At 58.2% G+C, this 21,000-nt stretch carries 22 protein-coding genes; 9 read left to right on the top strand and 13 right to left on the bottom strand.

The window, feature by feature from the left end; all coding sequences use genetic code 11:
* Window positions 1–387: 387 nt before the first annotated feature.
* Window positions 388–1,029 carry an HD domain-containing protein gene (locus AC6I8F_RS21485; protein WP_088517339.1) on the bottom strand — a complete coding sequence of 214 codons (642 nt, stop codon included), beginning with the start codon at window positions 1,027–1,029 and terminating at the stop codon, window positions 388–390.
* 112 nt (window positions 1,030–1,141) lie between these two features.
* Here AC6I8F_RS21485 and AC6I8F_RS21480 point away from each other — a divergent pair, with 112 nt between their 5' ends.
* Window positions 1,142–2,110, top strand: a complete 969-nt coding sequence (locus AC6I8F_RS21480; protein WP_498028857.1) for a GlxA family transcriptional regulator — start codon at window positions 1,142–1,144, stop codon at window positions 2,108–2,110.
* 47 nt (window positions 2,111–2,157) lie between these two features.
* Here the strand turns inward: AC6I8F_RS21480 and yddG are convergent, their stop codons facing one another.
* Entirely contained in the window at window positions 2,158–3,072 is a 915-nt protein-coding gene (yddG, locus tag AC6I8F_RS21475; protein ID WP_498028856.1) for an aromatic amino acid DMT transporter YddG, read from the bottom strand.
* Window positions 3,073–3,414: 342 nt separating this feature from the next.
* On the opposite strand from yddG, the gene AC6I8F_RS21470 reads away from it, so the two are divergent.
* On the top strand, window positions 3,415–4,395 hold the full coding sequence (locus tag AC6I8F_RS21470) for an alpha/beta hydrolase (RefSeq protein ID WP_369974302.1): 981 nt from the start codon (window positions 3,415–3,417) through the stop codon (window positions 4,393–4,395).
* Window positions 4,396–4,443: 48 nt separating this feature from the next.
* Here the strand turns inward: AC6I8F_RS21470 and AC6I8F_RS21465 are convergent, their stop codons facing one another.
* The gene (locus AC6I8F_RS21465; protein WP_058759080.1) at window positions 4,444–5,298 is read right to left on the bottom strand and encodes a Vmh family MBL fold metallo-hydrolase; all 855 of its coding nucleotides are present in this window, start codon (window positions 5,296–5,298) and stop codon (window positions 4,444–4,446) included.
* Window positions 5,299–5,421: 123 nt separating this feature from the next.
* On the opposite strand from AC6I8F_RS21465, the gene AC6I8F_RS21460 reads away from it, so the two are divergent.
* Entirely contained in the window at window positions 5,422–6,303 is an 882-nt protein-coding gene (locus AC6I8F_RS21460) for a LysR family transcriptional regulator (RefSeq protein ID WP_498028855.1), read from the top strand.
* Window positions 6,304–6,334: 31 nt separating this feature from the next.
* Here the strand turns inward: AC6I8F_RS21460 and AC6I8F_RS21455 are convergent, their stop codons facing one another.
* Window positions 6,335–6,466 carry a hypothetical protein gene (locus AC6I8F_RS21455; protein ID WP_498028854.1) on the bottom strand — a complete coding sequence of 44 codons (132 nt, stop codon included), beginning with the start codon at window positions 6,464–6,466 and terminating at the stop codon, window positions 6,335–6,337.
* A 38-nt stretch (window positions 6,467–6,504) separates the two neighbouring features.
* Between AC6I8F_RS21455 and leuE the strand changes: the two genes are divergently transcribed.
* From leuE to biuH, 4 genes are all read left to right on the top strand, one after another.
* Window positions 6,505–7,143: a leucine efflux protein LeuE gene (gene leuE, locus AC6I8F_RS21450; RefSeq protein ID WP_058770263.1), complete on the top strand. Its 639-nt coding sequence runs from the start codon at window positions 6,505–6,507 to the stop codon at window positions 7,141–7,143.
* Between the two features lie 253 nt (window positions 7,144–7,396).
* Window positions 7,397–8,845, top strand: coding sequence for an amidase (locus tag AC6I8F_RS21445; RefSeq protein WP_222952130.1), 1,449 nt, complete (start codon window positions 7,397–7,399; stop codon window positions 8,843–8,845).
* Window positions 8,838–10,148, top strand: coding sequence for a purine-cytosine permease family protein (locus tag AC6I8F_RS21440; protein WP_498028853.1), 1,311 nt, complete (start codon window positions 8,838–8,840; stop codon window positions 10,146–10,148). Before AC6I8F_RS21445 ends, AC6I8F_RS21440 begins: the two co-directional genes overlap by 8 nt.
* Window positions 10,141–10,848 carry a biuret amidohydrolase gene (gene biuH, locus AC6I8F_RS21435; protein WP_264444016.1) on the top strand — a complete coding sequence of 236 codons (708 nt, stop codon included), beginning with the start codon at window positions 10,141–10,143 and terminating at the stop codon, window positions 10,846–10,848. Before AC6I8F_RS21440 ends, biuH begins: the two co-directional genes overlap by 8 nt.
* 125 nt (window positions 10,849–10,973) lie before the next feature.
* Here biuH and AC6I8F_RS21430 read toward each other — a convergent pair whose 3' ends face one another.
* The 9 genes from AC6I8F_RS21430 to AC6I8F_RS21390 form a co-directional block, all read right to left on the bottom strand.
* Window positions 10,974–11,768, bottom strand: coding sequence for a hypothetical protein (locus AC6I8F_RS21430; RefSeq protein WP_325924106.1), 795 nt, complete (start codon window positions 11,766–11,768; stop codon window positions 10,974–10,976).
* 34 nt (window positions 11,769–11,802) lie between these two features.
* Window positions 11,803–12,957 carry an MFS transporter gene (locus AC6I8F_RS21425; RefSeq protein WP_498028852.1) on the bottom strand — a complete coding sequence of 385 codons (1,155 nt, stop codon included), beginning with the start codon at window positions 12,955–12,957 and terminating at the stop codon, window positions 11,803–11,805.
* A gap of 499 nt (window positions 12,958–13,456) precedes the next feature.
* Window positions 13,457–13,840: a VOC family protein gene (locus AC6I8F_RS21420; protein WP_058759086.1), complete on the bottom strand. Its 384-nt coding sequence runs from the start codon at window positions 13,838–13,840 to the stop codon at window positions 13,457–13,459.
* Between the two features lie 72 nt (window positions 13,841–13,912).
* Window positions 13,913–14,254, bottom strand: coding sequence for a type II toxin-antitoxin system RelE/ParE family toxin (locus AC6I8F_RS21415; protein WP_021313439.1), 342 nt, complete (start codon window positions 14,252–14,254; stop codon window positions 13,913–13,915).
* A complete protein-coding gene (locus tag AC6I8F_RS21410) occupies window positions 14,217–14,459 on the bottom strand; it encodes a ParD-like family protein (protein WP_071813632.1) in 243 nt (80 codons plus the stop codon). Before AC6I8F_RS21410 ends, AC6I8F_RS21415 begins: the two co-directional genes overlap by 38 nt.
* Window positions 14,460–14,576: 117 nt before the next feature.
* Window positions 14,577–15,281 carry a helix-turn-helix transcriptional regulator gene (locus tag AC6I8F_RS21405; RefSeq protein WP_211724600.1) on the bottom strand — a complete coding sequence of 235 codons (705 nt, stop codon included), beginning with the start codon at window positions 15,279–15,281 and terminating at the stop codon, window positions 14,577–14,579.
* Between the two features lie 40 nt (window positions 15,282–15,321).
* Window positions 15,322–16,638 (bottom strand): MmgE/PrpD family protein, encoded by a 1,317-nt coding sequence (locus AC6I8F_RS21400; RefSeq protein WP_132463099.1) that lies wholly within the window; start codon window positions 16,636–16,638, stop codon window positions 15,322–15,324.
* Window positions 16,635–17,786: an amidohydrolase gene (locus AC6I8F_RS21395; RefSeq protein ID WP_498028851.1), complete on the bottom strand. Its 1,152-nt coding sequence runs from the start codon at window positions 17,784–17,786 to the stop codon at window positions 16,635–16,637. Before AC6I8F_RS21395 ends, AC6I8F_RS21400 begins: the two co-directional genes overlap by 4 nt.
* The gene (locus tag AC6I8F_RS21390; RefSeq protein WP_498028850.1) at window positions 17,783–18,328 is read right to left on the bottom strand and encodes a GNAT family N-acetyltransferase; all 546 of its coding nucleotides are present in this window, start codon (window positions 18,326–18,328) and stop codon (window positions 17,783–17,785) included. The genes AC6I8F_RS21395 and AC6I8F_RS21390 overlap by 4 nt, the downstream gene beginning before the upstream one ends.
* A 252-nt stretch (window positions 18,329–18,580) precedes the next feature.
* Between AC6I8F_RS21390 and AC6I8F_RS21385 the strand changes: the two genes are divergently transcribed.
* Both AC6I8F_RS21385 and AC6I8F_RS21380 read left to right on the top strand, forming a co-directional pair.
* A complete protein-coding gene (locus tag AC6I8F_RS21385; RefSeq protein WP_104187445.1) occupies window positions 18,581–19,651 on the top strand; it encodes an iron-containing alcohol dehydrogenase family protein in 1,071 nt (356 codons plus the stop codon).
* A gap of 34 nt (window positions 19,652–19,685) precedes the next feature.
* Window positions 19,686–20,984: an LLM class flavin-dependent oxidoreductase gene (locus tag AC6I8F_RS21380; protein ID WP_498028849.1), complete on the top strand. Its 1,299-nt coding sequence runs from the start codon at window positions 19,686–19,688 to the stop codon at window positions 20,982–20,984.
* Window positions 20,985–21,000 lie beyond the last annotated feature (16 nt).

Genomic DNA, 21,000 nt, shown 5'->3' with positions numbered 1-21,000 from the left:
ATAGCATGGTCGAATTGTTATGAATTGATTGCTTTGGTTAACACCGTGTCCGTGCATGACCCTCTGTTGACTGAACGTACAAGGACGACCGCAAAGGCATTGCTGGAAGCAGGGGAATCAAGCCGTTTGAAACCTGCGGCGTAAGAGGTTTGGCAGCAGCGCGATGGTGCATTTTTCGGAAAAAAATGCCCGCAGAGCGGGCATAACAAAAAACTACAGGAAAAATTCTCGTCGCAACGCTTGAGCTGTGTGTTGCGTCACTATAGTAGCAACGAAAATTCTCTCCTGCTGACAATGTTCGATGAGTTAATTTTGTTGCCGGGATTCACAGCGCACGCTTCCGTCGCCATTTCTCCCGTTCGCGATGAGCTATCTCCGCTGTCCATGTTAACCCGCCCAGCGCGACTGACGGATAATCCGGCAAAAATTCATCGGGCGAAATGCCGGTTGCTTATCAGCGATGACATCAGCTTTCACGTTGCCGAATGTCGTCGCCGGTTTATGTTGAATGCCTTCATAAAATGCCTGGATAATTTCTTCTTTAAACTGTGCCGGACGGGGATGCTGCTGCACCACGGCTTCACGTTGCTCATCGCTGAAGTGGTCATAGTCAATACCCAGCACATCCATCTCAACGCCGGCCGTCACCAGGGCGATTTCCCCGGCCATAAATTGCGGAATGCCGGGCGTCGTGTGCAGGGCAATCGCCGTCCACACTTTATCAATATCCGCCTGGGCAACCCCATAATGTTGCAGAAAATCGCGCGCCGCATTGGCGCCATCGACTTCAAAGCGCTTATCGCAACTGCAATGCTGTTGCGTCAAACCCACATCATGAAACATGCAGCCAACGTAAAGCAGCTCGGCATCCACTTTGACCCCCAGTCGCTGACCTGCCAAAGCGCCCCAGTAAAAAACGCGGCTGGAGTGATGAAATAACAGATCCGATTCGATGTCACGTACCAGCGCGGTAGCATCGCGCGCCATTTTGCTGTCCGGAATACGAATGCCGTTAATAGTAAAACTCATGGTGATGTCTCCGCTTAGTGAAGTTGCGTTCAGCATAAAGCCGCGCGACAATGTCATGAATCTCTGTTTAACGATGATTTCTGACATTGCGATTTAAGCGGACAGCCAGACAATGACTCACCATCACATTACCCTTTTGGCCGTTCCCGGCGCCCAGTTGCTGGATATTTCCGGGCCGCTGGATGTGTTTGCCGAGGCAAATCGGCTGCTGCATCGTCAGGTGTATCAGCTCAGCGTGATGTCGCTGCAGCACACCAGCATCCGCTGCTCGTCTGGTGTCCGGCTGGAAGCCGACATTGCGCTAACTGCGGCGACACAGCATCGCGCCGATACCTTTCTGGTCGCCGGAGCACCTGACGCCAGCCAGATGCAGCTTTCCGCCAGTGAGCGCCAGCAGATTATCGCGCTCTGTCAGCGCAGCCAGCGTTACGGCTCGGTGTGTACCGGGGCGCTGCTGCTGGCGCAAACGGGTTTGCTGAACGGCAGGAAAGTGACTACTCACTGGGCGTGTGCGGAACGGCTGGCATTACTGCTACCCGATGCACAGGTCGAAGCCGATGCGCTGTATGTGGCGGATGGTGCATTACGCACGGCAGCGGGCGTGACGTCGGGACTGGATCTGGCGCTGCGGCTGGTGGAAGAGGATCTCGGACGCGAGCTGGCGCAGGAGGTGGCCGCCAGCCTGGTGATGTTCTTCCAGCGCCCGGTCACACAGGGACATTTTGTGCGTAAACAGCAGGTGTCCCTGGCCGGACGCAGCGCCTTTCAGGAGATGCAGCGCTGGGCAATCGCGCATCTGGCACAGATTCGCGGGCTGGAAGACCTGGCGGCGCACATGCACCTCAGTACGCGGCATTTAGCGCGTCTGTTTCAGCAGGAGATGCAGATCCAGCCTGGCGCATGGCTGGAGCAGGCACGCATCAGCCACGCGCGGGCTTTGCTGGATGCCGGTGAGCTGCCGCTCAAAGCGATCCCGGCGGCCTGCGGTTATCACAGTGCCGATGTGATGCGCCGCGCGTTTGTCAAAGTGACCGGCATGACGCCGTCGCTGTATCGCAAAATGTTCCCGCCGCCGCGCTGAGTCTGCACCACTGTCCGTATCCTCGTCCGGCTGCGCCATCCAGCCGGTTATTCCAGCGTATTGCTTTCCAGCTTACGCGTTGCAGTCCCGCGCGTTGACCACCAGCAGAGCAGCGAACCGAGGCAAACCATCGCCGTGCCTTGCCAGAAGGAGAAGGTCAGGCTGGAGTTAAGGATAAAAGCGGCTATCAGCGATGAAATGATAGGGATAAAGTAGGATGCTGCGGCTAACAGCGTGACATTGCCGTGCAAAATGCCGACGTTCCACGCCGCATAGCCAAGCCCCATCGCCATCGCTGCCAGCGCCAGGCTGATGCACGCCTGCAGCGAAAACACCACGGGTGGCTGCGGTGATAGCAGCGATTTCAGCCACAGCGTCAGCGCAGTTAAGATGAAAAACAGCGTGATGCCGTTACTGCCTTTAGCGCTATTTTTTGTCACCACGCAATAAACCGCCCAAATCATCGCACCGCCAAATGCCAGACCATAACTGAGCGGATTATCCATCACGTTGTCGATCATTTCGCCCAGTGAAAATCCCCGATCGCCGCTCAGTACCCGACAAATACCGGCGACGGCCAGCAGGAGGCCGGGAATAATCAACGGGCTGGTCTTTTGCCGGTTAACCATCACCGTTAAAACGATGGTCATCGCCGGCCACAGGTAATTAACCATGCCGACTTCAATCGCCTGATGGCCGCTATGAGTAAAACCCAGCGACAGCGACAGGCAGAGCTCATAGCAGACAAACAGCAGGCTGCCGATCAGCAAATAGCGGCGGGGAAACTGGCGCAGTTCAGGAAAACCCACGGTGAACAGCAACAGCAGGGCGCTGGCGCTATAAATCAGCGCGGCACCGGTTACCGGACCAAAACTTTCACTGACGCTTTTTATTAATCCTACAATCGTGCTCCACAGCAGAATGGCCAGCAGACCAGTCAGGGTAGCTTTACTCTGCGGCATTACCCGTTACCTCAATGTGTGAAAAATCGCGGCGTGCTCGCCAGTGTGGCTGCTGGCGGGGACGCAGACAAGATGAATCTGCAGGTTGCCGATGTGACTGGCCGGAAAGCGCACCCGTCGGCAGACAAAAAGTTGAAATAATATTCTGATTAAAATCAGTGTAATAGAGCAGTGATGTAAATCTTCGCTAAAAAATAACTTGCTATTAAATAGTGCACTATATAAATTCAGTCTCAGTTCAGAACACGACCATCGAGTCATTATCATTTAAATAGCGTGCGATATAATCGCAAAAAATATTAAAGGAGTAACACCATGAAATTACAACACTCTCTGCTTGCCATGGCGATGGCTACTGCATCTGTTAATAGCTTTGCTGACGCACCACAACCTGAACGTCACGTGCAGCAGTTTTTACAGGCGCTGAACAGCAGCGGCGGCAAACCGATTGAGCAACTGTCACCGCAGGCAGCGCGTCAGGTGCTGATTGATGCGCAGAAGGGCGTAACGCTGCCGCCGGCCGACGTCACTGAAAAAACCATTCAGGTAAACGGCCAGCCCATTAAGCTGAACATCGTAAAACCGCAGGGCGCACAGGGTACGCTGCCGGTATTTATGTTCTTCCACGGCGGCGGCTGGATCCTCGGTGATTTCCCGACCCACGAACGTCTGGTGCGCGATCTGGTGGTGGAATCTGGCGCTGCGGCCGTGTTTGTGAACTATACGCCGTCACCCGAAGCGCATTATCCGCTGGCCATCAATCAGGCTTATGCGGCGACACGCTGGGTGGCGGAACACGGTAGTGAAATTGGTGTCGATGGCAAGCGCCTGGCGCTGGTTGGTAACAGCGTCGGCGGTAACATGGTGGCGGCGGTCGCGCTGCAGGCTAAACAGCAGCAAACACCAGCGATTCGTTATGACATCATGCTGTGGCCGGTAACCGATGCGCGCTTTGATACCGCTTCGTATCACCAGTTTGCCAACGGATATTTCCTGTCACGGAACATGATGAAATGGTTCTGGGACGCCTACACCACCAAACAGAGCGAACGCGACAATATCCTCGCTTCGCCGCTGCGCGCCACGAAAGAGCAGCTGCAGGGCTTACCACCGACGCTGATTCAGACGGCAGAACTGGATGTGCTGCGTGATGAGGGTGAAGCCTTTGGTCGCAAACTGGATGCTGCTGGAGTGGATGTCACCGTGACGCGCTATAACGGTCTGATTCATGACTACGGCCTGCTCAATCCGCTGAGCGAGGTGCCGGCAGTCCGCACTGCGATTCGCCAGGCGGCGGAAGAGCTGAAAACCCATCTGCAGTAAGCTTCAGGCCAGGCGCGGCGGCGTCTGGCCCGTTCATTTATCCTCGCGTCACTTCCACTTCATCTCACCGGTATTCACCTTCGCGCTCAGCTCCAGCGAGCTGACATCTGCTAAGGTTGGCCACGCCTGTTTCATCGCCTGAATCACCGCCGCGGAGCCTTTGTGCTGTTGCAGCGCCCGCTCAAAACTTTGCAGATAATCCAGCGTAAAGGTGACCGCCTTATCGCCTGCCGGACGCGCACCCAGATAGTGGCCGGGGATCACCACCTGCGGCTTCAACTGCTGCATTTCTCGCAATACCTGACGCCACTCTGCGCGGCTGGCTGCGGTCTGGGTGTCCGCGGTCCAGACGTGAATGCCGGAATCCACCACTGTGCCACCGAGTATTGCCTTACTGGAGGGAATCCACACGTAGGCTGATTTTTCTGCCGCGTGGCGCAGTTCGATGCGCTCACCATCGACGCTAAACCGCGTCTGGTGGGTAATCTGCGGCACATACAGCTGGTGCGGCGCAGCGCCGTTCATCTGCGGTCCCCAGTACTGCAGCTTGGCATCTTTGGTCGCTTCGATATGTTCCACTACCAGCGGCGAGGCGACAATTTTGGCCTGCGGGAAAGCCTGCACCAGCGGCTCAAGACCGAAGTAGAAATCCGGATCGCCTGAGGTGATCACGATGTGGGTCAGCTGCTTGCCGCGCGCTTTAATCAGTTCTACCAGCTTCTCGCCATCTTTGGGGCTGAACTGCGCATCAAACAGAATCGCTTCATGCGGACCGGAGACCAGCGTCGACGAGACCGGAAAAATTCCCTGTTCCTGTGGGTTATACACGTCTAACTGCAACGGGGCGGCAAAAGCCGGCGCGGCGGCTAAGGTGACCAGCAGCGCGAGTGATTTCATCTTCATGGCATCTTCCTTTTTACGGCAACGTGCCGTCACTGAAAGACGCTATTGTAAGCAAATCGCCAGCTGGCAGAATTCCCGCAATCAGATATGATCAGTTGCATAAAACGATCAGATGGAGCCTGCATGGACAGAGTGACGGCAGCGCGGGTGTTTAACCGGATTTGTGAACTGGGAAGCCTGAGCGCGGCGGCGCGCGCGCTGGATATTTCGCGCCCGATGGTCAGTCGCTATCTTGATGAAATGGAGAAGTGGGCGGGCGCTCGCCTGCTACACCGTTCTTCTAGGCGGCTGACCATTACCCCTGCGGGTGAACAGATTTTGCATAAGACACGCGCGCTGGCCCGGCTGGCCGACGAGATTGAACAGCAGGGCGATGAGGGCAAACCCCAGGGCACGTTGCGCGTGGCCTGTGCACATTCAACCGCCACCCACATTCTTGGACCGATGATTCCGGCGTTCCTCGCGCGTTACCCGGCGGTACGTATTGAGCTGGAGATCAATAATCAGCCGGTCAGCCTGGTGGGTGAGCGCATCAACGTGGCCATTCGCATTACCGACGATCCGGAGCCCGGCGCGATTGCCCGCAGGCTGGGTGAATGTGCCTCGGTAGTCTGCGCCGCGCCGGCCTATTTAACGCAACGGGGCGAACCGCAGACGCCAGCGGATCTGGCACAACATAATTGCCTGCACTACAGCCGCTTTGCCGGGCAGCGCTGGCAGTTTCACGATGCGCAAGGCGAGGCGGTTTCCGTGGTGGTGAGCGGCAATTTCAGCGCTGGTATTTCATCCGTGTTATGTGATGCCGCTATCGCCGGCTGTGGTGTTGCCATGGTGCCGGCAATGGAGGCGCAGGCTGCACTGGCCAGCGGTCAGTTACGTTGCGTACTGCCCGGTTTTCAACCGCGCACCTTAGGCATTTATGGCCTGTATATGTCGCGCGAACGCCAGCCTGCGGTATTACGGGTATTTCTGGATGCGGTGATGCAGCAGTTGCGAAACCTCTGAATCATCACTGTGACAACGTCACTGGTGCCTGTCACGCGCTGTATGTGTTACGTAACACCGTTTCGACATACTGAACCATGGCGTTAAGCGACAAATCCACCGCACAACTGCTACTATGCGCCGCGCTGCGGCAGTTGAGCTGCGCGCCGGGTTCCACTTTCACTCATTTTTACCTGCTTAACGGCATGGGGTAGCACCGTAATGTTTCACGATTTAGGCATCATCAATCTCTGGACTTTCCTGGCGGGCGCGCTGGTGATCATTCTATTACCCGGACCCAACAGCCTGTATGTGCTGCGCACCGGGATGAGTCGTGGGGCAAAGCCGGCCTGTCAGGCGATAGCCGGGGTGATGGCGGGCGATTTAATTTTGATTTTCCTCGCCTGGGCGGGCGTCGCGACGCTGATCCGTACCAGTCCGCATATTTTTATGGTGGTGCGTTATCTTGGCGCCATGTTCCTGCTGTATCTCGGCGTGAAGATTATCATCGGCGCGCTGCGCAAACGCAGCGGCGATCAACCGGCTGAAGCGGTAAAACAGGAAAACTATTTCCTGCGTGCGCTGCTGCTTGGCGTAACCAATCCCAAGGCGATTTTGTTTTACGTTTCGTTCTTCATACAGTTTATCGATCCGCGCGTAACCCATACCGCGCCGGCGTTTGCCACCTTGGGTGCGCTGATCCAGGTGATCAGTTTCAGCTACTATTCCCTGTTGCTGGTGGCTGGCGCGGTGATGGTGCGCTATCTGCGCAGCCGCACCCGCCTGGTTAAGCTGGCGAACATGCTGACCGGCATGCTGTTTTTTGGCTTCGCCGTGCGGTTAGTCAGCGCGCAAAGCTAACCCTTCTGACGCACGCCACGGCAGCAACGCCGCCTCCGCTGGTTGCACCTTTAAATGGCAACGCGATGATGCAGCGGTGTGCACGGCTTGTGCACATTGCCTGCATCGGTATGACTGCCGCATCCATAAGTATTCCATCTTGTATCCCAGACCGTATCCTATCTGGCCCGGCGCATAACGGCCGCGCGCACCACACTATTCTGGCACGCAAACTGCACTCCTCCCGGTAGCCAATTAACCCGGGAGAACGATCATGTTTGATGCACTGCTGGATGAAGATGCCACCCAGCTGGCGGCGCGGGTGCGCGACGGCGAGGTTTCCGCGCGCGAGTTAACCCAGGCGACGCTGGATCGCCTGGAACAGCGGGAGCCGCTGATTCAGGCGTTTTGTACCCTGACGCCGGAGCGGGCGCTGGCACAGGCAGAGCAGATCGACCGCCGTCGTGCGCGCGGCGAGCCGCTGGGCGCACTGGCGGGTGTGCCGCTGGCGGTAAAAGATTTGATCTGTACCGCAGGTGTGCGAACCACATCAGGATCGGCCGCCTACGCCGATTTCATTCCCGAAGAAGATGACATCACCGTTGAGCGCCTGCTGGCGGCGGATGCCATCCTGCTGGGCAAGACCACCGCGCCGGAGTTTGGCTACAGCGGTGTCGGCCATAATCCCCTGTTTCCCTCACCGCGTAATCCCTGGGACGTGAGCAAAACGCCGGGCGGATCGAGCGCGGGTTCCGGCGCGGCGCTGGCGGCACGGCTGTGTCCGATTGCGCTCGGCAGTGATGGCGGAGGATCGGTACGTATCCCGGCGGCCCACTGCGGTGTCTATGGACTCAAGGCCTCGATGGGGCGGGTGCCGCTGTGGCCGGGCTGCCGCGATGAGCGTTATCCTGGCGTTTCCAGCTGGGAATCGCTTGAACATATCGGTCCGATGACGCGTAGCGTGCGCGACAGCGCGCTGATGATGTCGGTGATGGCCGGTCCGGACATGCGCGATCGGCACTCCATCCCATGCAGCGATGTTGACTGGCTGGCCAGTCTGGATCGGCCACTGCAGGGGTTGCGCATCGCTTTCAGCGCCGACTTTGGCTATATCGCCGTCGATGCGGAAGTGCGCGCCGTGGTCACCGCGGCCGCGCGTCGTTTCGCTGCAGCGCTGGGCGCAGAGCTGGAGGAGGTGGATCCCGGCATCGCTGACGAAAGCGCCAGCTTTGCTGCGCTGGTGGCGTTCGAAAGCGATCTGAGCGGCATGCGCCAGATGCAGAACCAACTGGGAACAGCGATGTCACCGCACCTGAGCGCCATGCTGCAGCGCGACTGGCGTGCAGAGCATTTCACCGACGCCAACACCACGCGCAAAAAGCTCTGCAACCAGCTGTGGCGCTTTATGCAGCGCTACGATCTGCTGCTGTCGCCGACGCTGGCGGTGCCGCCGTTTGCGCTGCACATGCAGGGCCCGGAAGTCATTGATGGCCGCATGGTGCGCAGCGATCACTGGCTGTCGTTCTGCTTCCCGTTCAATTTTACCGGTCAGCCTGCCGCCTCGGTGCCTGCCGGCTTCACGGCCAGTGGTCTGCCGATCGGTATGCAAATTGTGGGTCGTCATCTGGACGATGGCCTGGTGCTGGCGGCCAGTGCCGCTTTTGAGCGCATCCAACCATGGAATCATCACTATCCTGCTGCTATTGGAGTTCTCCATGAGTAACAAATCTTCCCCTGCGCTGGAGCAGGAGTTCGAGCATGAGCCGGTGCCGCTTAGCCATCGCCACTCGACGGGTTCGGTGTCGGCGGTGTGGTTTGGCTTTCCGATGATCCTCACCAATGCGCTGTTCGGCGGCATTATCACCTGGCATCTTGGCTTCTGGCCGGCACTGCTGGCGATTTTGCTGGGTAACCTGGTGCTGTTTGCCTATGTCGGCGCACTTAGCTGGTTCGCCGGACATACCGGTATGAACTTCGCGCTGCAGGCGAAGCGGACCTTCGGCACCAAAGGCTATATTCTGGTGTCCGGCTTTCTTTCTACCGTGGTGATAGGCTGGTACGCCTTCCAGACCGGCCTGACCGGGACGGTGATCAACCAGACTTTTGGCTGGAATGCGCTGGCGGTCACCGCGTTTGCCATGGTGCTGTATACCGGCGTCACCTTTCTCGGGGTGCGGGCGCTGTCGGTGCTGGGAATGATTGCCGCTCCGCTGTTTGTGGTGCTGGGGCTGGTGGCGCTGTGGCTGGTGAGCAAGGATCATGATTTCACCACGCTGACCCAGTGGCAGGGCAGTCCGGCAGCCGCTGGCGCCATGAGCATGGGCACGGCGGTCACCATGGTGATTGCCGGCTTTGCGGATTCCGGCACCATGACAGCGGATTTTACCCGCTGGTCGAAGGACGGCAAATCAGCGGTGATCGCCGCGTTTTCCGCGTTCCCGCTGGCGAATGTGATTTCCTATCTGTTTGGTGTGGTGATTGTCGCCGTCGGCGCGGCGGTCGATCCGCTCAGCAACGGCGGTAACTTCCTGCCGCTGCTGATGGGGCACGGCATGCTGCTCTCCGTCATTGCCTTTCTGTTTGTGTTTATCAACCTCGGTTCGGTGTGCACGCACTGCCTGTATAACGGCGCGGTCGGTTTCAGCCATCTGTTCAGCAGCAATATGCGCCTGTGGACGCTGATCCTCGGGGCCATCGGTGGCGTGCTGGCGCTGGCCGGCGTGTGGTCCTTGTTCCTCGAATGGCTCAGCCTGCTTGGCATGGTGGTGCCGCCGTTTGGCGCAGTGATGATTGTTGATCTGATCTTTATGGCAAAAATCAGCGAACAGCGTCAAACCCGGCGCCTGCGCGGCAGCGCGTTCGCCGCCTGGGCCATCGGCAGCCTGTGTGCGGTGATGGCCCACCTCGAATTCCCGCAGTTTGGTGAAGCGGTTATCGGCCTGGTCACCGCTTCACTGAGCTATACGCTGATCGTGAAATGGAAACCGGAAAGTAGCACGGCGGTAATGGAGAAAAGCAATGCCTGATTATATCGTTGATTCAACCCCCTATCCGTGGCCGTTTGACGGCAACTGCACGGTGCAAAACACCGCGCTGCTGGTGATTGATATGCAAACCGACTTCTGCGGCAAGGGCGGTTATGTTGACACTATGGGTTACGACATCTCCCTGACACGCGCCCCCATCAAACCGCTGCAGCAGGTGTTAGCGCGCATGCGCGAATCCGGCTTCCCGATCATCCATACCCGTGAAGGCCATCGTCCGGACCTGAGCGATCTGCCGGCCAACAAGCGCTGGCGATCGCGGCGCATGCAGGCGGAGATTGGTGCACCAGGGCCCTGTGGTCGCATTCTGGTGCGCGGTGAGCCAGGCTGGGAAATCATTCCCGAGCTGGCGCCGCTACCGGATGAAGTGATTATTGATAAACCCGGCAAGGGCTCTTTTTACGCCACCGACCTTGAGCTGATTCTGCACAGTCGCGGTATCCGCAACTTAATCATCAGCGGCATCACCACCGACGTTTGCGTGCATACCACACTGCGCGAAGCCAACGATCGCGGCTTTGAATGTCTGGTACTGAGCGACTGCTGCGCGGCGACGGAGTTGAAGCATCATGAGGCGGCGCTCAGCATGATTCATATGCAGGGCGGTATATTCGGCGCAGTGGCGGACTCGGCAACGCTGCTGGCCGCGCTGAACAGCCCGGCAGCGGCGCGGATGAGCTAATCCGGCAACGGACGCGAACGGCGGGCTGGCCAGGCGTTGAGGTGCCGGGCCAGCCACAACCGCACACCAACCCTGCGCGGGCGTGATGATGCAGTCTGACCGGCCTCCGCCGGTCATGGCAAACTTCAGCCAACGTTGCCGGCAATCGTCAGATAGTCGGTATACATTTGCGGTGCGCCGGAGAACGAGGCCATGGTGCGCCATTCATCATACATACGCTCGCTCTCCTGATGGTTTTTCACAAACGTCAGCGATTTTTCGGTTGAGACGTCCATCGCCGGATGGAAGCTGTTGAGCGAGTCGAGGCTCTCGATCACCAGCATCACCGCATACTGCTCACTTCGATTACCGCCGGTGCCCTTCAGCATGTGAAACTTCCAGCCGGGATAGTCATCAATGCGCGCGACGTTCTCAATCATAAAGCGATCAAAGTCGGCAGCCGTCACGCCCGCGCGGAGCGCCAGATGATGAAAACCGACCACGCGTGCCACCGCAGGTTGAGCATCGGGCTGAAAGTTCGGGCCGGGCGGCAGTGAACTGTGGCGGTTTTCTGCCAGCAGCGAGAACGTGGAGAAGAGCGTTGGTAACTCCCCATAAGTGGCAAAGTTTTTCCACTCCTCAAGCAGCGCGCTCGCCTCGGGCCGTTGTTGCCAGAAGGCGATGGCCTCAGCCGTGAGTTCGCCAGCCGGTGTGATATAGCGGTCATAGTCTGCCTGGCTGGGAGCCTGATACAGCATCAGGTATTGTTCCTGGCGTTCGCCGCGCAGGCCTTTTAACAGCGACCATTGCCAGCCCGGATAAGCAGGAATCTGCGTGCCGCGCGCCTTGAGAAAGGCTTCGAAGGTTGCGGCATTAACGCCTTTCTTCAGATTGAGCCCGACGTAGTGCAGGCTGAACACCGGTTGCGTTGAGGTTGTCATAGAAACTCCTTGTGAATATGACAGGGCAAAGGCGCTACTTCGCTGTCAGAGCGAAACGCGCCGCGAAAGTCACCAGCAGCAACATCACGATGCCGGCGCTGAGCGTGGTGGTCAGGGACGTGAGCTGGGCGCTAAAGCCAATCAGCGCCGGGCCCAGCAGTAGCCCGGAGTAACCGCACAGCGTGACGGCCGGTATGGCGTAATGCGCGGCGACAGTGCGCTGGTTACCCGCCGCGTTGAATAAAATCGGCACGATATTGGCCAGACCGATACCCACCAGCACAAAGCCGAGCAGGGCGCTCCACAGCCAGACGGAGAAAATCGCTAATGCCAGCCCCCCGCTGGCGACGAGACCGCCCCAGGTGAGCACGCGGCGACTGCCATAGTGATTAATCAGCCGATCGCCAAACAGGCGCAGCGTGGCGACAGCCGTGGCGTACAGCGTGAAGCTGAAACCGGCCAGCTGCATCGACATGGCGCGTTCACTGTTCATAAACACCGCTGACCAGTCGAGCATGGCGCCTTCGGTGAGGAACAGCAGAAAACACAGCAGGGCAATCAGCACCACGTTACGGTGCGTCAGAGCGCGCAGCGTACCGCGCGTTGGTTTTGCATCCGTGCGGCGACGGGGCAACAGGGCGGTATGGCTCATCAGCAGCAGCAATAAAATCAACGCACACAGCGGCAGCAGCGCCAGCAGGGGCGCAACCTGCAGCCACAGCAGCAGACTCACCGCGCCGGCGCCAGCAATGCTGCCAAGACTGTAAAAGCCGTGAAAGCCCGACATCTTGCTGACCCCGGCCTCGCGCTCCACGATCACCGCCTGATAATTCATGCTGACATCCATCAGTCCGTTGATCGCGCCGAAGAGCAACAGCGCGCCCGCCATCGGCAGCGGTGAGTTCAGCAGCATCAGCAGCGGCAGATCCAGCGCCAGTCCGGCACCGCACAGCAGCAGCAGCGTGCGACAGCCAAAATGGGCAATCAGCGCGCCGGTAAAGGGCATAACTGACATGGAGCCTGCGGCGATACAGAACAGCAGCAGCCCCAGCATGCCGTCATTGATCGCCAGTTGCGCTTTGGCGAAGGGAATAAGCGGCGCCCAGGCGGCCATGCCCAGTCCGGCGATAAAAAATAGCGTGCGCGTCGCGCGCTGCTGGCGCAGGTTAAGCAGATTACTGGTCATCATCACATCCCGGAGTAGTACGGCGTTTCATTGCCTGGCCTTATCCATGGTCGGGCTACAGGTACACTGCAGCCTGTGCAGAGGCCCATAAAAACGTAATCAATATTTAACAGTAACAAGACTTGTCCTGGAAATGACGTAGCGTGTTCAGGTGGCTGTATTCAGTAGAGTTTATTTATGGCATACACGGAAGGCACTTTAAAAAAGCGCGATGTGGGAGGGGAACGGTAATGACGGATAAAGGCAATAGTGACAAACTTTTTGCAATAAACTGAAATATATAGGTATTTATTTGGGATAATACAAATATCTCGCGCACTGTGCAGCGGTGCAATTTATTGCGCGATAAATCGCACCGCTATCTACCAGGATGGATTACCTGCACGTTGCTTAACTGAACAGCAGCGTTAATGTCATTAACCGGCAATTAAGAATATTAATATAGTTAATGATTACTCGGCGCATTTAACAACCTGCAACCGTCAGCGCCAGGTCTCTTCACTTACTCATCCAGCTGTAAATAGCAGACACGCAGGCGGTGCCCGTCCGGGTCCAGCGCGGTAAAGGTGTAGCCAAAGTCCATGCGCACCGGCGACTGAATGATGGTGATTTCGCGCAGCACGCCCCATTCGTGATAAAGAAAATCGACATCGTCTTTGCGCGCGGTTTTAAACACAATTTCGCTACGCGCTGCACTGGCGGGCAGAGAGAGTGCGGGTTCAACGGTATACTGCGACCAGATACCCAGTTTAAAGCCGCTCTCAAACACAAACATGGCAAAGGTCGGGCTGAGTTCTGCGGGTTTGATGTCGAACAGCGCGGCATAAAAGTCAGCACTTTTCACGACGTTGGGCACATAAATAATGGTCATGTTAGCGGTAAGCATGGTGATCTCCTTGTGTGTTTACCGCTGCATAGTAGGGGGAGGCTGTGACAGATTTTGTCAGGAGTCGATGGGTTAACTGATAATTTTCAGATCGGCTTTACGGTGCTTTTTCTGTTCCTGATAGAAATTCTCATGGGGTCCGATATCCAGCAGATACAGTTCCAGTTTATTTTCCACCCAGCTATAGCCCAACAGCGTCAGGCGGTTATTCAGCTGAAATTTGTGCACGCGTAAAAAGTTTAAGTCACCTCTTTTAAGCTCACCGATTTCAGGCGCATCAACAATCCTGTCGATCTCATCCTCGACGATGGCACGCTGTGTATCGGGCAATTTATCGAGCGTTTTTTCAAAGCGGCGTGTTTGATAAACCTCAATGCTATTTTGTGGTTTTGGATCGGGGTGTTCGGCGGACATACGGCGAAACCTTCTGATTATCGACTTCAGCCTGGGCGATCAATACTTCAGCGATGAAGCTATACGGTAAGTCCGGATTATCCTCAGCAATCCGACCGATTTTCGCCCAATGCTCAATCTGCTTTGGAATGCTGCGGCTGGCGGCTTCAGCGTGAATTTTTACGTCGCTCACGAAGTCATCGTCTAAACGAATACTTGTGGCCATGAATATTACCTCGCGGATGAAAGCGGTGATGGACTGACTGTTGTAATGTTGAGTTGCGATTACTGCTGCACGCGGCCAAGTATGCGACATTTTGTCGCTTATAGCAACGTTATGTCGCTAGCGCGTCGCGCTGTCCACCGGGTGACGTAAATGGTGATAATCCCGCCAGCGTTTCAGCAACTGATGACGCGTGCCGGGATAGAGTTCGCTGGTGACGCTGATCGCTTCAATGCGATCGACGCGGAAATTGCGGAACTCCTGGCGCAGTTCGCACCAGCCGCACAGCAGGCGCACGCGTTCAAAGTAGCCAATCACCACCGGCCAGATGGTGCGCGTGGAGAGGTTATCCTGCAGATCTTTGTAGCGCAGGCTGATCTTGCTGCGCTGATGGATTGCCTGGCGAATCTGCGGCAGATGGGTTTCGAACAACGCTTCGCCCTGGGAGGCGATCAGCAGCGACTGGTGATCGATACTCTGCGTAAGATGCGGCGGAATCACAGCCTGGACTTTGGCCAGCGCATGGCGCGCGGCGGACTTAAGCTCATCGTCGGTGTGTCGGGTGACCCAGTTGAGCCCGAGCACCAGCGCGTCAATCTCCTGACGGGAAAACATCAGCGGCGGCAAATGGCCGTCGGATTTCAGTAAATAACCAACGCCCGCGCTGCCCTCAATCTCTACGCCCTGCTGCTGCAAACTAAGAATGTCACGATAGACGGTGCGCACGCTGATGTGCAGCTGTTCAGCGATACGCTGCGCGGTCAGCGGATAGCGATGACAGCGCAGCAATTGCAGCAGTTCGGGAAGCCGCTGAGTTTTAGACACGATACGCCAGCCTTAAGCGAAGAACGCGCGCCGCCAGGAATCAGGCACGCAACAGTTGGCTTAATGTAGCCAAATCCGCCGTGCTTTGCAGCTCGCTGATAGCCAGTAACTGCTGCTGGCGCGCCGGCACTTCATGGCGCAGCGCCTGACGCAGTTTGGCCGCCACATCTACGCCATCCGCCAGCGACTGCTGCCGCGTGCGGCGCTGCTGCAACTGACGACCCTCTTTCAGCGTCAGCGTGACGAGATGAAAACGCCGCGCCGGGTTGAGCGCATCGGGCGGCGCGGACGCATCCGGCGTGCGACGCACTTTGGCCGCCAGCGGCATCACCGCCGGATTAAGCGCACCTTCGGCAAAATCTTCCAGCCGTAAATCGTCGTACATCAGCATGGCGGCGATCACGTACTCCAGGCTAAAGCGTGCTTCGATGCCGTTAGCCGGCACGCGAACTGCCGCCGCGATGTCACCACCCGGCGGGAAGGCGACCGTGATGTCATCAATATTTTCCAGCAGCGAGTCCAGCGAGTGGCCTTCCGCCAGCCAGGCGCGCCGCAGCAGACGTGCCGCTTCGGCAGCGCTGTGAGTTCCGGCGCAGGTGGGGAAGGGTTTGAACTCCAGACCGGGGGTACTGATGCGCCACGGCGCGCCCCAGTTTTCCACCAGCCGTTGCGGCTGCGCCTCGCCGTTACTGCTGGCGGCGAGAAACGCGTCGAGCACGCCTTCATGCCGGCCATCGAATTTCGCCAGCGTCAGCTGCGCCGCCATCACCGCACGCTCTGCCGCCAGTCCGGCGTGCAGCGGCTTCACCGCTGAACCAAACTGAGCGCGCAGTCCGCTGGCCTGGGTCGCCGCGATGCCGATCAGCGTGGCGCAGTCGGTTGCATTAAGCTGCAGCAGACGTGCCAGCGCCGCCGCCGCCGCCAGCGTACCCAGCGTGGCCGTGTTGTGATAACCCAGCGCATAGTGCTGCTGGCTGGCGGCCAGACCCAGCCGGCCAGCCACTTCCACGCCGATGACATAGGCATCAAGGAACGCTTCGGCAGTGGCGGGCTGCTGCTGCTGCCAGGCAAACAGCGCAGGCAGAATCGCCACGCTGGGATGGCCGCGAAAATCAGCATGGAAATCATCGTAATCCAGCGCATGCCCGGCATAGCCCAGCAGCAACGCCTGTGAGCGTACGCTGCCGTCGCCATAAACCTGTCGCAGCGCCGGTAAGCCGCTGTCCGGCACCTGCTGCTGTAACACCGGCCAGCTCACGGCGAGAAAATCCTGTATGCCAGTGCGCGCGGCATCACGTGCCGCCGCATCCGGCTGGCTTTGCAGGATGCGCTCAGCCAGCGCGTGGCTCAGGTTCATGCCCGCTCCAGACTGCGCAGCGCCGCCACGGCGAGCTGCGCGAGGTAGCGTGAGGTGGGCAGCAACACTGCATCATTGATGCGAAAAGCCGGATGGTGCAGCGCATAAGGTTCGCCAGTGCCGATCATCACAAAGGCGCCGGGCAGTTGTTGCTGATAAAAAGCAAAATCTTCGCCGATCGGGCTGGCTTCCACCACGCGCGCCTCAAGTCCGCTGGCGGTGGCCTCTTGCAGAGCAAAATCCGCCCAGTGGGCATCATTCACCACCGCAGGCGGACCGGCGTGCCAGTTAAACTCAACCTCTGCGGCAAAAGCCGCACCAAGGCCAAGCACGATTTCGCGGAAGCGCTGCTCCAGTCGCTCACGCGTGGACTGAGAGAAGGTGCGCACCGTGCCTTCCAGCCAGGCGCTGTCCGGAATAACGTTCCAGGTGCTGCCGCTGTGCAGCTGGGTGATCGACACCACCGCGTTGTCAGCGGAGGGGGCGTTACGGCTAATCAGCGTTTGCGCCGCGGAGACAATCTGCGCCGCGATAATGATCGGATCGTTGCCCTGATGCGGTTTGGCAGCATGGCTGCCGGTGCCGGTGATGCGGATATCGAAGCGATCTACCGCCGCGGTCAGCGCGCCGGCTTTGCTGCCCACCACGCCAGGCGGCAGCGACGGATCGTTGTGAATGCCGAAAATCGCCACCGCCTCCTGCAGCGCGCCGGTAGCGATGACATCCGGCGCGCCCTGGCCGGTCTCTTCGGCGGCCTGGAACAGAATCCGCACGCGGCCGGGCAGCGTTGCCTCCTGCTGCTTAAGCAGAATCGCCGCGCCGAGTGCCGCGGAAGCGTGAAAATCGTGGCCGCAGGCATGCATCACGCCGGGACGCTCCGAGCGAAAAGCGACGTCCGACTGCTCTTCAATCGGCAACGCATCAATATCCGAACGCAGCACAATCAGCGGTCCCTGTGCCGGGCCGACCTCCGCCACCAGACCGGTTTTCAGTGGCAAATCAACGATGCGAATCTGGTGCTGTTCCAGCTGCTGGCGCAGGCGGGCGGTAGTTTCAAACTCCTGATTAGAGAGTTCCGGAAAACGGTGTAGTTCGTGGCGAAAGGCGATCAGCCGCTCGCCAAGCGCTGTTTCATTCAGTTGGCTCATGCCTGGCTTCCTTGTGATGCCGCCTGGCGCGTCAGCCAGGCATCGTGTGCGGTTTCATCCAGCACTTTTTTCATATATTGCGTGATGTGGCCTTTGCCGAGATCGGTGGTGTGCATGAGCACAAATCCGCGCTTGCGATACATATCAATCAGCCACGGATGGCTGATGGCGGTACCGAGCGAAACTGCCGGTGCGCGTAACTGGCCGCGTAAAATTTCCTGCTCCAGGCGATCCTGAACCTGGCGGCCAAACTGCTGCCCCGCGTAGTCCGGGTGAGCGCCAAACCAGCCGATATGCGGCAGGCCGAACGGACCCGGCAGCGGGCCCCACGGATAACGCACGGTGACCGAGGAGACCATCATGCCCTGGGCATACAGCGCATACACGCCGTGGCTTTGCAGATGCCGCAGCGTTTTCTCGCGGTCGGCGGTGGCCGCATCAAATTTGATCCCCAGCGCCAGCGTGGGCGCATAGGCGGCATGCATCAGCGCCTGATAAGTGTCCACTTCGTCTTCAGTGACCTGACGAAACTCAAGTGTCATAGCTATCCCCGGAAAACCGCCCGGCGGGCGATAATGAAAGAAGGCTCAGAGTAGCAGTAAAGCGCTGACGGGCTATATGTGAAATCCGGATAAGCTAATGCAAATTTGTGAAAATGAAATGGCGGCTTTTTCATTGCACAAATCGCCATTTACCGTAGTATGCATAAAATACATAGCGCTATAACTATTTCGCATTAATCCTCTGAAATATAACAATTTTGTTATGGCGTTTTTCCTAATCAGGGTGACAACGTGTTAGCGATTAAATCTCCGCGTGCCTACGCACACGAACCGGGACTGCGTGCGCGCACCGGTGAATTCATTAAACCTTATGCTACGCATATCCGTATTTTCACCTCTCCACGCGCCTGGCAGGCGGTTAATCCGCAATTAACGCAAAGTCTGGAAACCTGTGGTATTCGCTGGGAAATCGAGTATTTGCACGGCGAATGCACCGACGCGGCCATTGATACGCTGAAAAGCAATCTGCAACAGCAGCAGGCTGAACTGCTGCTGGCAATTGGCGGCGGGCGCGTACTGGATGCGGCTAAAGCGGTCGGCAGCCAGTTACCGGAAATCACCGTCGTCAATTTCGCCACCGTCGCGGCGACCTGTGCCGCCTGGTCGCCGGTGGCGATTATTTATGACGCGCAGGGCGGTCACGTGCGCAGCCAGCCGCTGGGCAAAATGCCTGAACTGGTGCTGGTAGACAGCGAAGTGATCGCGCAAAGTGATGTGCGTTACCTCAAAGCGGGCATTGTCGACGCGCTGGCTAAATACTACGAGTTCTATCCTTATCTGCGGCACAACCCCCACGATCTCGCCCTCGACCTAAAAGTGATGACCGCGCAGCGCGCGCTGGATGTCTATCGCCAGCACGGTGCCGCTGCCGTGCTGGCCAACCAGCAACAGCAAGTGACGCCGGAACTGGAGAAGGTGATCGATGCCAGCATTGTGCTGGCCGGCCTGGCCAACAGCGTGCGTGATGTGCTGCCGACGCCAGGCTTTGCCCATGCCATTCATAACCGTCTGACCCATCAGCCGGAGCTGCACCACTGGCTGCACGGTGAAAAAGTCGGTTACAGCCTGCTGGTGCAGTCGCTGATTGAGCACGACGGTGAGCCGGACGCCGCGCTGCTGGCGCTGCTGCGACAGTATGATATGCCGCTGACCTTAGCGCCGCTACACGGCGATCGTCGCGCAGCCATCAGAAGCATTGCTGAACAGATCAAATTCCCGGCGGCCAGCGCCGAACGTCTGCCGTTCCGCATCAGCGCGGATGCCTTAGAGCAGGCGCTGCTGGCGACCGAGAACGCCTTTTAATTGTTATTGACCCTTTTATTGACCAGGAAAAAATATGGCTACTTCATCTTCACGCCGCATCCGTTTAGGGCTGTTTGTGCAACCGGTAGGACAGCACGTGAGCGGCTGGCGGCTGACGGAAAATCTGGGCGATCCGACGGATATTGACTGGCTTATCACCATCGCGAAAAAAGCCGAAGCCGGTAAGTTTGATCTGTTTTTCGTGGGTGATGCACTGGCGACCAGCATGTATCGTCTGCCTTCCACCATGGCGCGTCTGGAGCCGTTAACGCTGCTGTCGGCGCTGGCGGTCAACACCAAACGCATTGGCCTGGCGGCGACCGTCTCGACTACCTTCAGCGACCCGTTCACCATGGCACGCAGCTTCTCGTCGCTGGACCACATTAGCCGCGGCCGCGCCGCCTGGAACGTGGTGACGTCGTTCTCTACCGATGTGGCGCGTAACTTCAGCCGCAGCGATATGCCTAATCATGCGGAGCGCTACGCGCGCGCGCGTGAATTCCTTGATGTCACCTATAAGCTGTGGGACGGCTGGCAGGCGGGGGCGGTGCAGCCCAACAAAGAGACCGGTCAGTACTTCATTGATGACAAAATTCAGCCGATTAACCACGTCGGCGAGCACTTCCAGGTGCAGGGCCCGCTGAACATTACCCGCTCACCGCAGGGGCGTCCGGTGATTATCGAAGCCGGTTCTTCCAGCGATGGGCAGAAGCTGGCGGCAGAGACCGCCGAGGTGATTTTCACCGCCTCGGCCAGCCTGGAAGAAGCACAAAGCTTCTACCGTTCGCAGAAAGATCAGGTGATTGCCGCCGGACGCAATCCGGATCACGTGGTGATCATGCCTGGCGTGATGCCGATTGTGGGCCGCACGCGCGAAGAGGCCAAAGCGCTGTGGAAAGAGCTCAACACGCTGGTTGATATCGACAACGGTCTGCGTCAGCTCTCGCTGCGTTTCAATATGGATCTGAGCCAGTATCCGCTCGACGGTCCGGTGCCGGAAGTGCCGCTGGGTGAAGGCAACCAGAGCCGCGTGAAACTGATGACCGACATGGCGAAACGTGAAAATCTGACGCTGCGCGAACTGGCCGCGGTAGCCGCCGGATCGCGTGGTCACCGGGTAATCGTCGGTACCGCGCAGGATATTGCCGATGACTTTGAGTTGTGGCTCAACGAGGGCGGTGCCGATGGTTTCAACATCATGCCGGCGATCATGTCCGAGCAGCTGGATTTGTTTGTGGAGCTGGTGATTCCGGAACTACGCCGTCGCGGTCTGTTCCGCGAAGAGTACGAGTTCGCCACGCTGCGTGAAAACCTCGGCCTGCCGGTGGTGTGAGAGACAGGAGCGAAAC

This window comes from gamma proteobacterium symbiont of Axiagastus rosmarus, assembly GCF_059730925.1.
Note: the sequence above shows the minus strand (reverse complement) of the source record. Positions and strands in the feature narration are given on the sequence as shown.

Excerpts from the sequence above, each read along its gene's own strand:
- AC6I8F_RS21485 (WP_088517339.1), bottom strand. The coding sequence starts at position 1,029 with ATGAGTTTTACTATTAACGGCATTCGTATTCCGGACAGCAAAATGGCG.
- AC6I8F_RS21480 (WP_498028857.1), top strand. The coding sequence starts at position 1,142 with ATGACTCACCATCACATTACCCTTTTGGCCGTTCCCGGCGCCCAGTTG.
- yddG (WP_498028856.1), bottom strand. The coding sequence starts at position 3,072 with ATGCCGCAGAGTAAAGCTACCCTGACTGGTCTGCTGGCCATTCTGCTG.
- AC6I8F_RS21470 (WP_369974302.1), top strand. The coding sequence starts at position 3,415 with ATGGCGATGGCTACTGCATCTGTTAATAGCTTTGCTGACGCACCACAA.
- AC6I8F_RS21465 (WP_058759080.1), bottom strand. The coding sequence starts at position 5,298 with ATGAAGATGAAATCACTCGCGCTGCTGGTCACCTTAGCCGCCGCGCCG.
- AC6I8F_RS21460 (WP_498028855.1), top strand. The coding sequence starts at position 5,422 with ATGGACAGAGTGACGGCAGCGCGGGTGTTTAACCGGATTTGTGAACTG.
- leuE (WP_058770263.1), top strand. The coding sequence starts at position 6,505 with ATGTTTCACGATTTAGGCATCATCAATCTCTGGACTTTCCTGGCGGGC.
- AC6I8F_RS21445 (WP_222952130.1), top strand. The coding sequence starts at position 7,397 with ATGTTTGATGCACTGCTGGATGAAGATGCCACCCAGCTGGCGGCGCGG.
- AC6I8F_RS21440 (WP_498028853.1), top strand. The coding sequence starts at position 8,838 with ATGAGTAACAAATCTTCCCCTGCGCTGGAGCAGGAGTTCGAGCATGAG.
- biuH (WP_264444016.1), top strand. The coding sequence starts at position 10,141 with ATGCCTGATTATATCGTTGATTCAACCCCCTATCCGTGGCCGTTTGAC.
- AC6I8F_RS21430 (WP_325924106.1), bottom strand. The coding sequence starts at position 11,768 with ATGACAACCTCAACGCAACCGGTGTTCAGCCTGCACTACGTCGGGCTC.
- AC6I8F_RS21425 (WP_498028852.1), bottom strand. The coding sequence starts at position 12,957 with ATGATGACCAGTAATCTGCTTAACCTGCGCCAGCAGCGCGCGACGCGC.
- AC6I8F_RS21420 (WP_058759086.1), bottom strand. The coding sequence starts at position 13,840 with ATGCTTACCGCTAACATGACCATTATTTATGTGCCCAACGTCGTGAAA.
- AC6I8F_RS21415 (WP_021313439.1), bottom strand. The coding sequence starts at position 14,254 with ATGTCCGCCGAACACCCCGATCCAAAACCACAAAATAGCATTGAGGTT.
- AC6I8F_RS21410 (WP_071813632.1), bottom strand. The coding sequence starts at position 14,459 with ATGGCCACAAGTATTCGTTTAGACGATGACTTCGTGAGCGACGTAAAA.
- AC6I8F_RS21400 (WP_132463099.1), bottom strand. The coding sequence starts at position 16,638 with ATGAACCTGAGCCACGCGCTGGCTGAGCGCATCCTGCAAAGCCAGCCG.
- AC6I8F_RS21395 (WP_498028851.1), bottom strand. The coding sequence starts at position 17,786 with ATGAGCCAACTGAATGAAACAGCGCTTGGCGAGCGGCTGATCGCCTTT.
- AC6I8F_RS21390 (WP_498028850.1), bottom strand. The coding sequence starts at position 18,328 with ATGACACTTGAGTTTCGTCAGGTCACTGAAGACGAAGTGGACACTTAT.
- AC6I8F_RS21380 (WP_498028849.1), top strand. The coding sequence starts at position 19,686 with ATGGCTACTTCATCTTCACGCCGCATCCGTTTAGGGCTGTTTGTGCAA.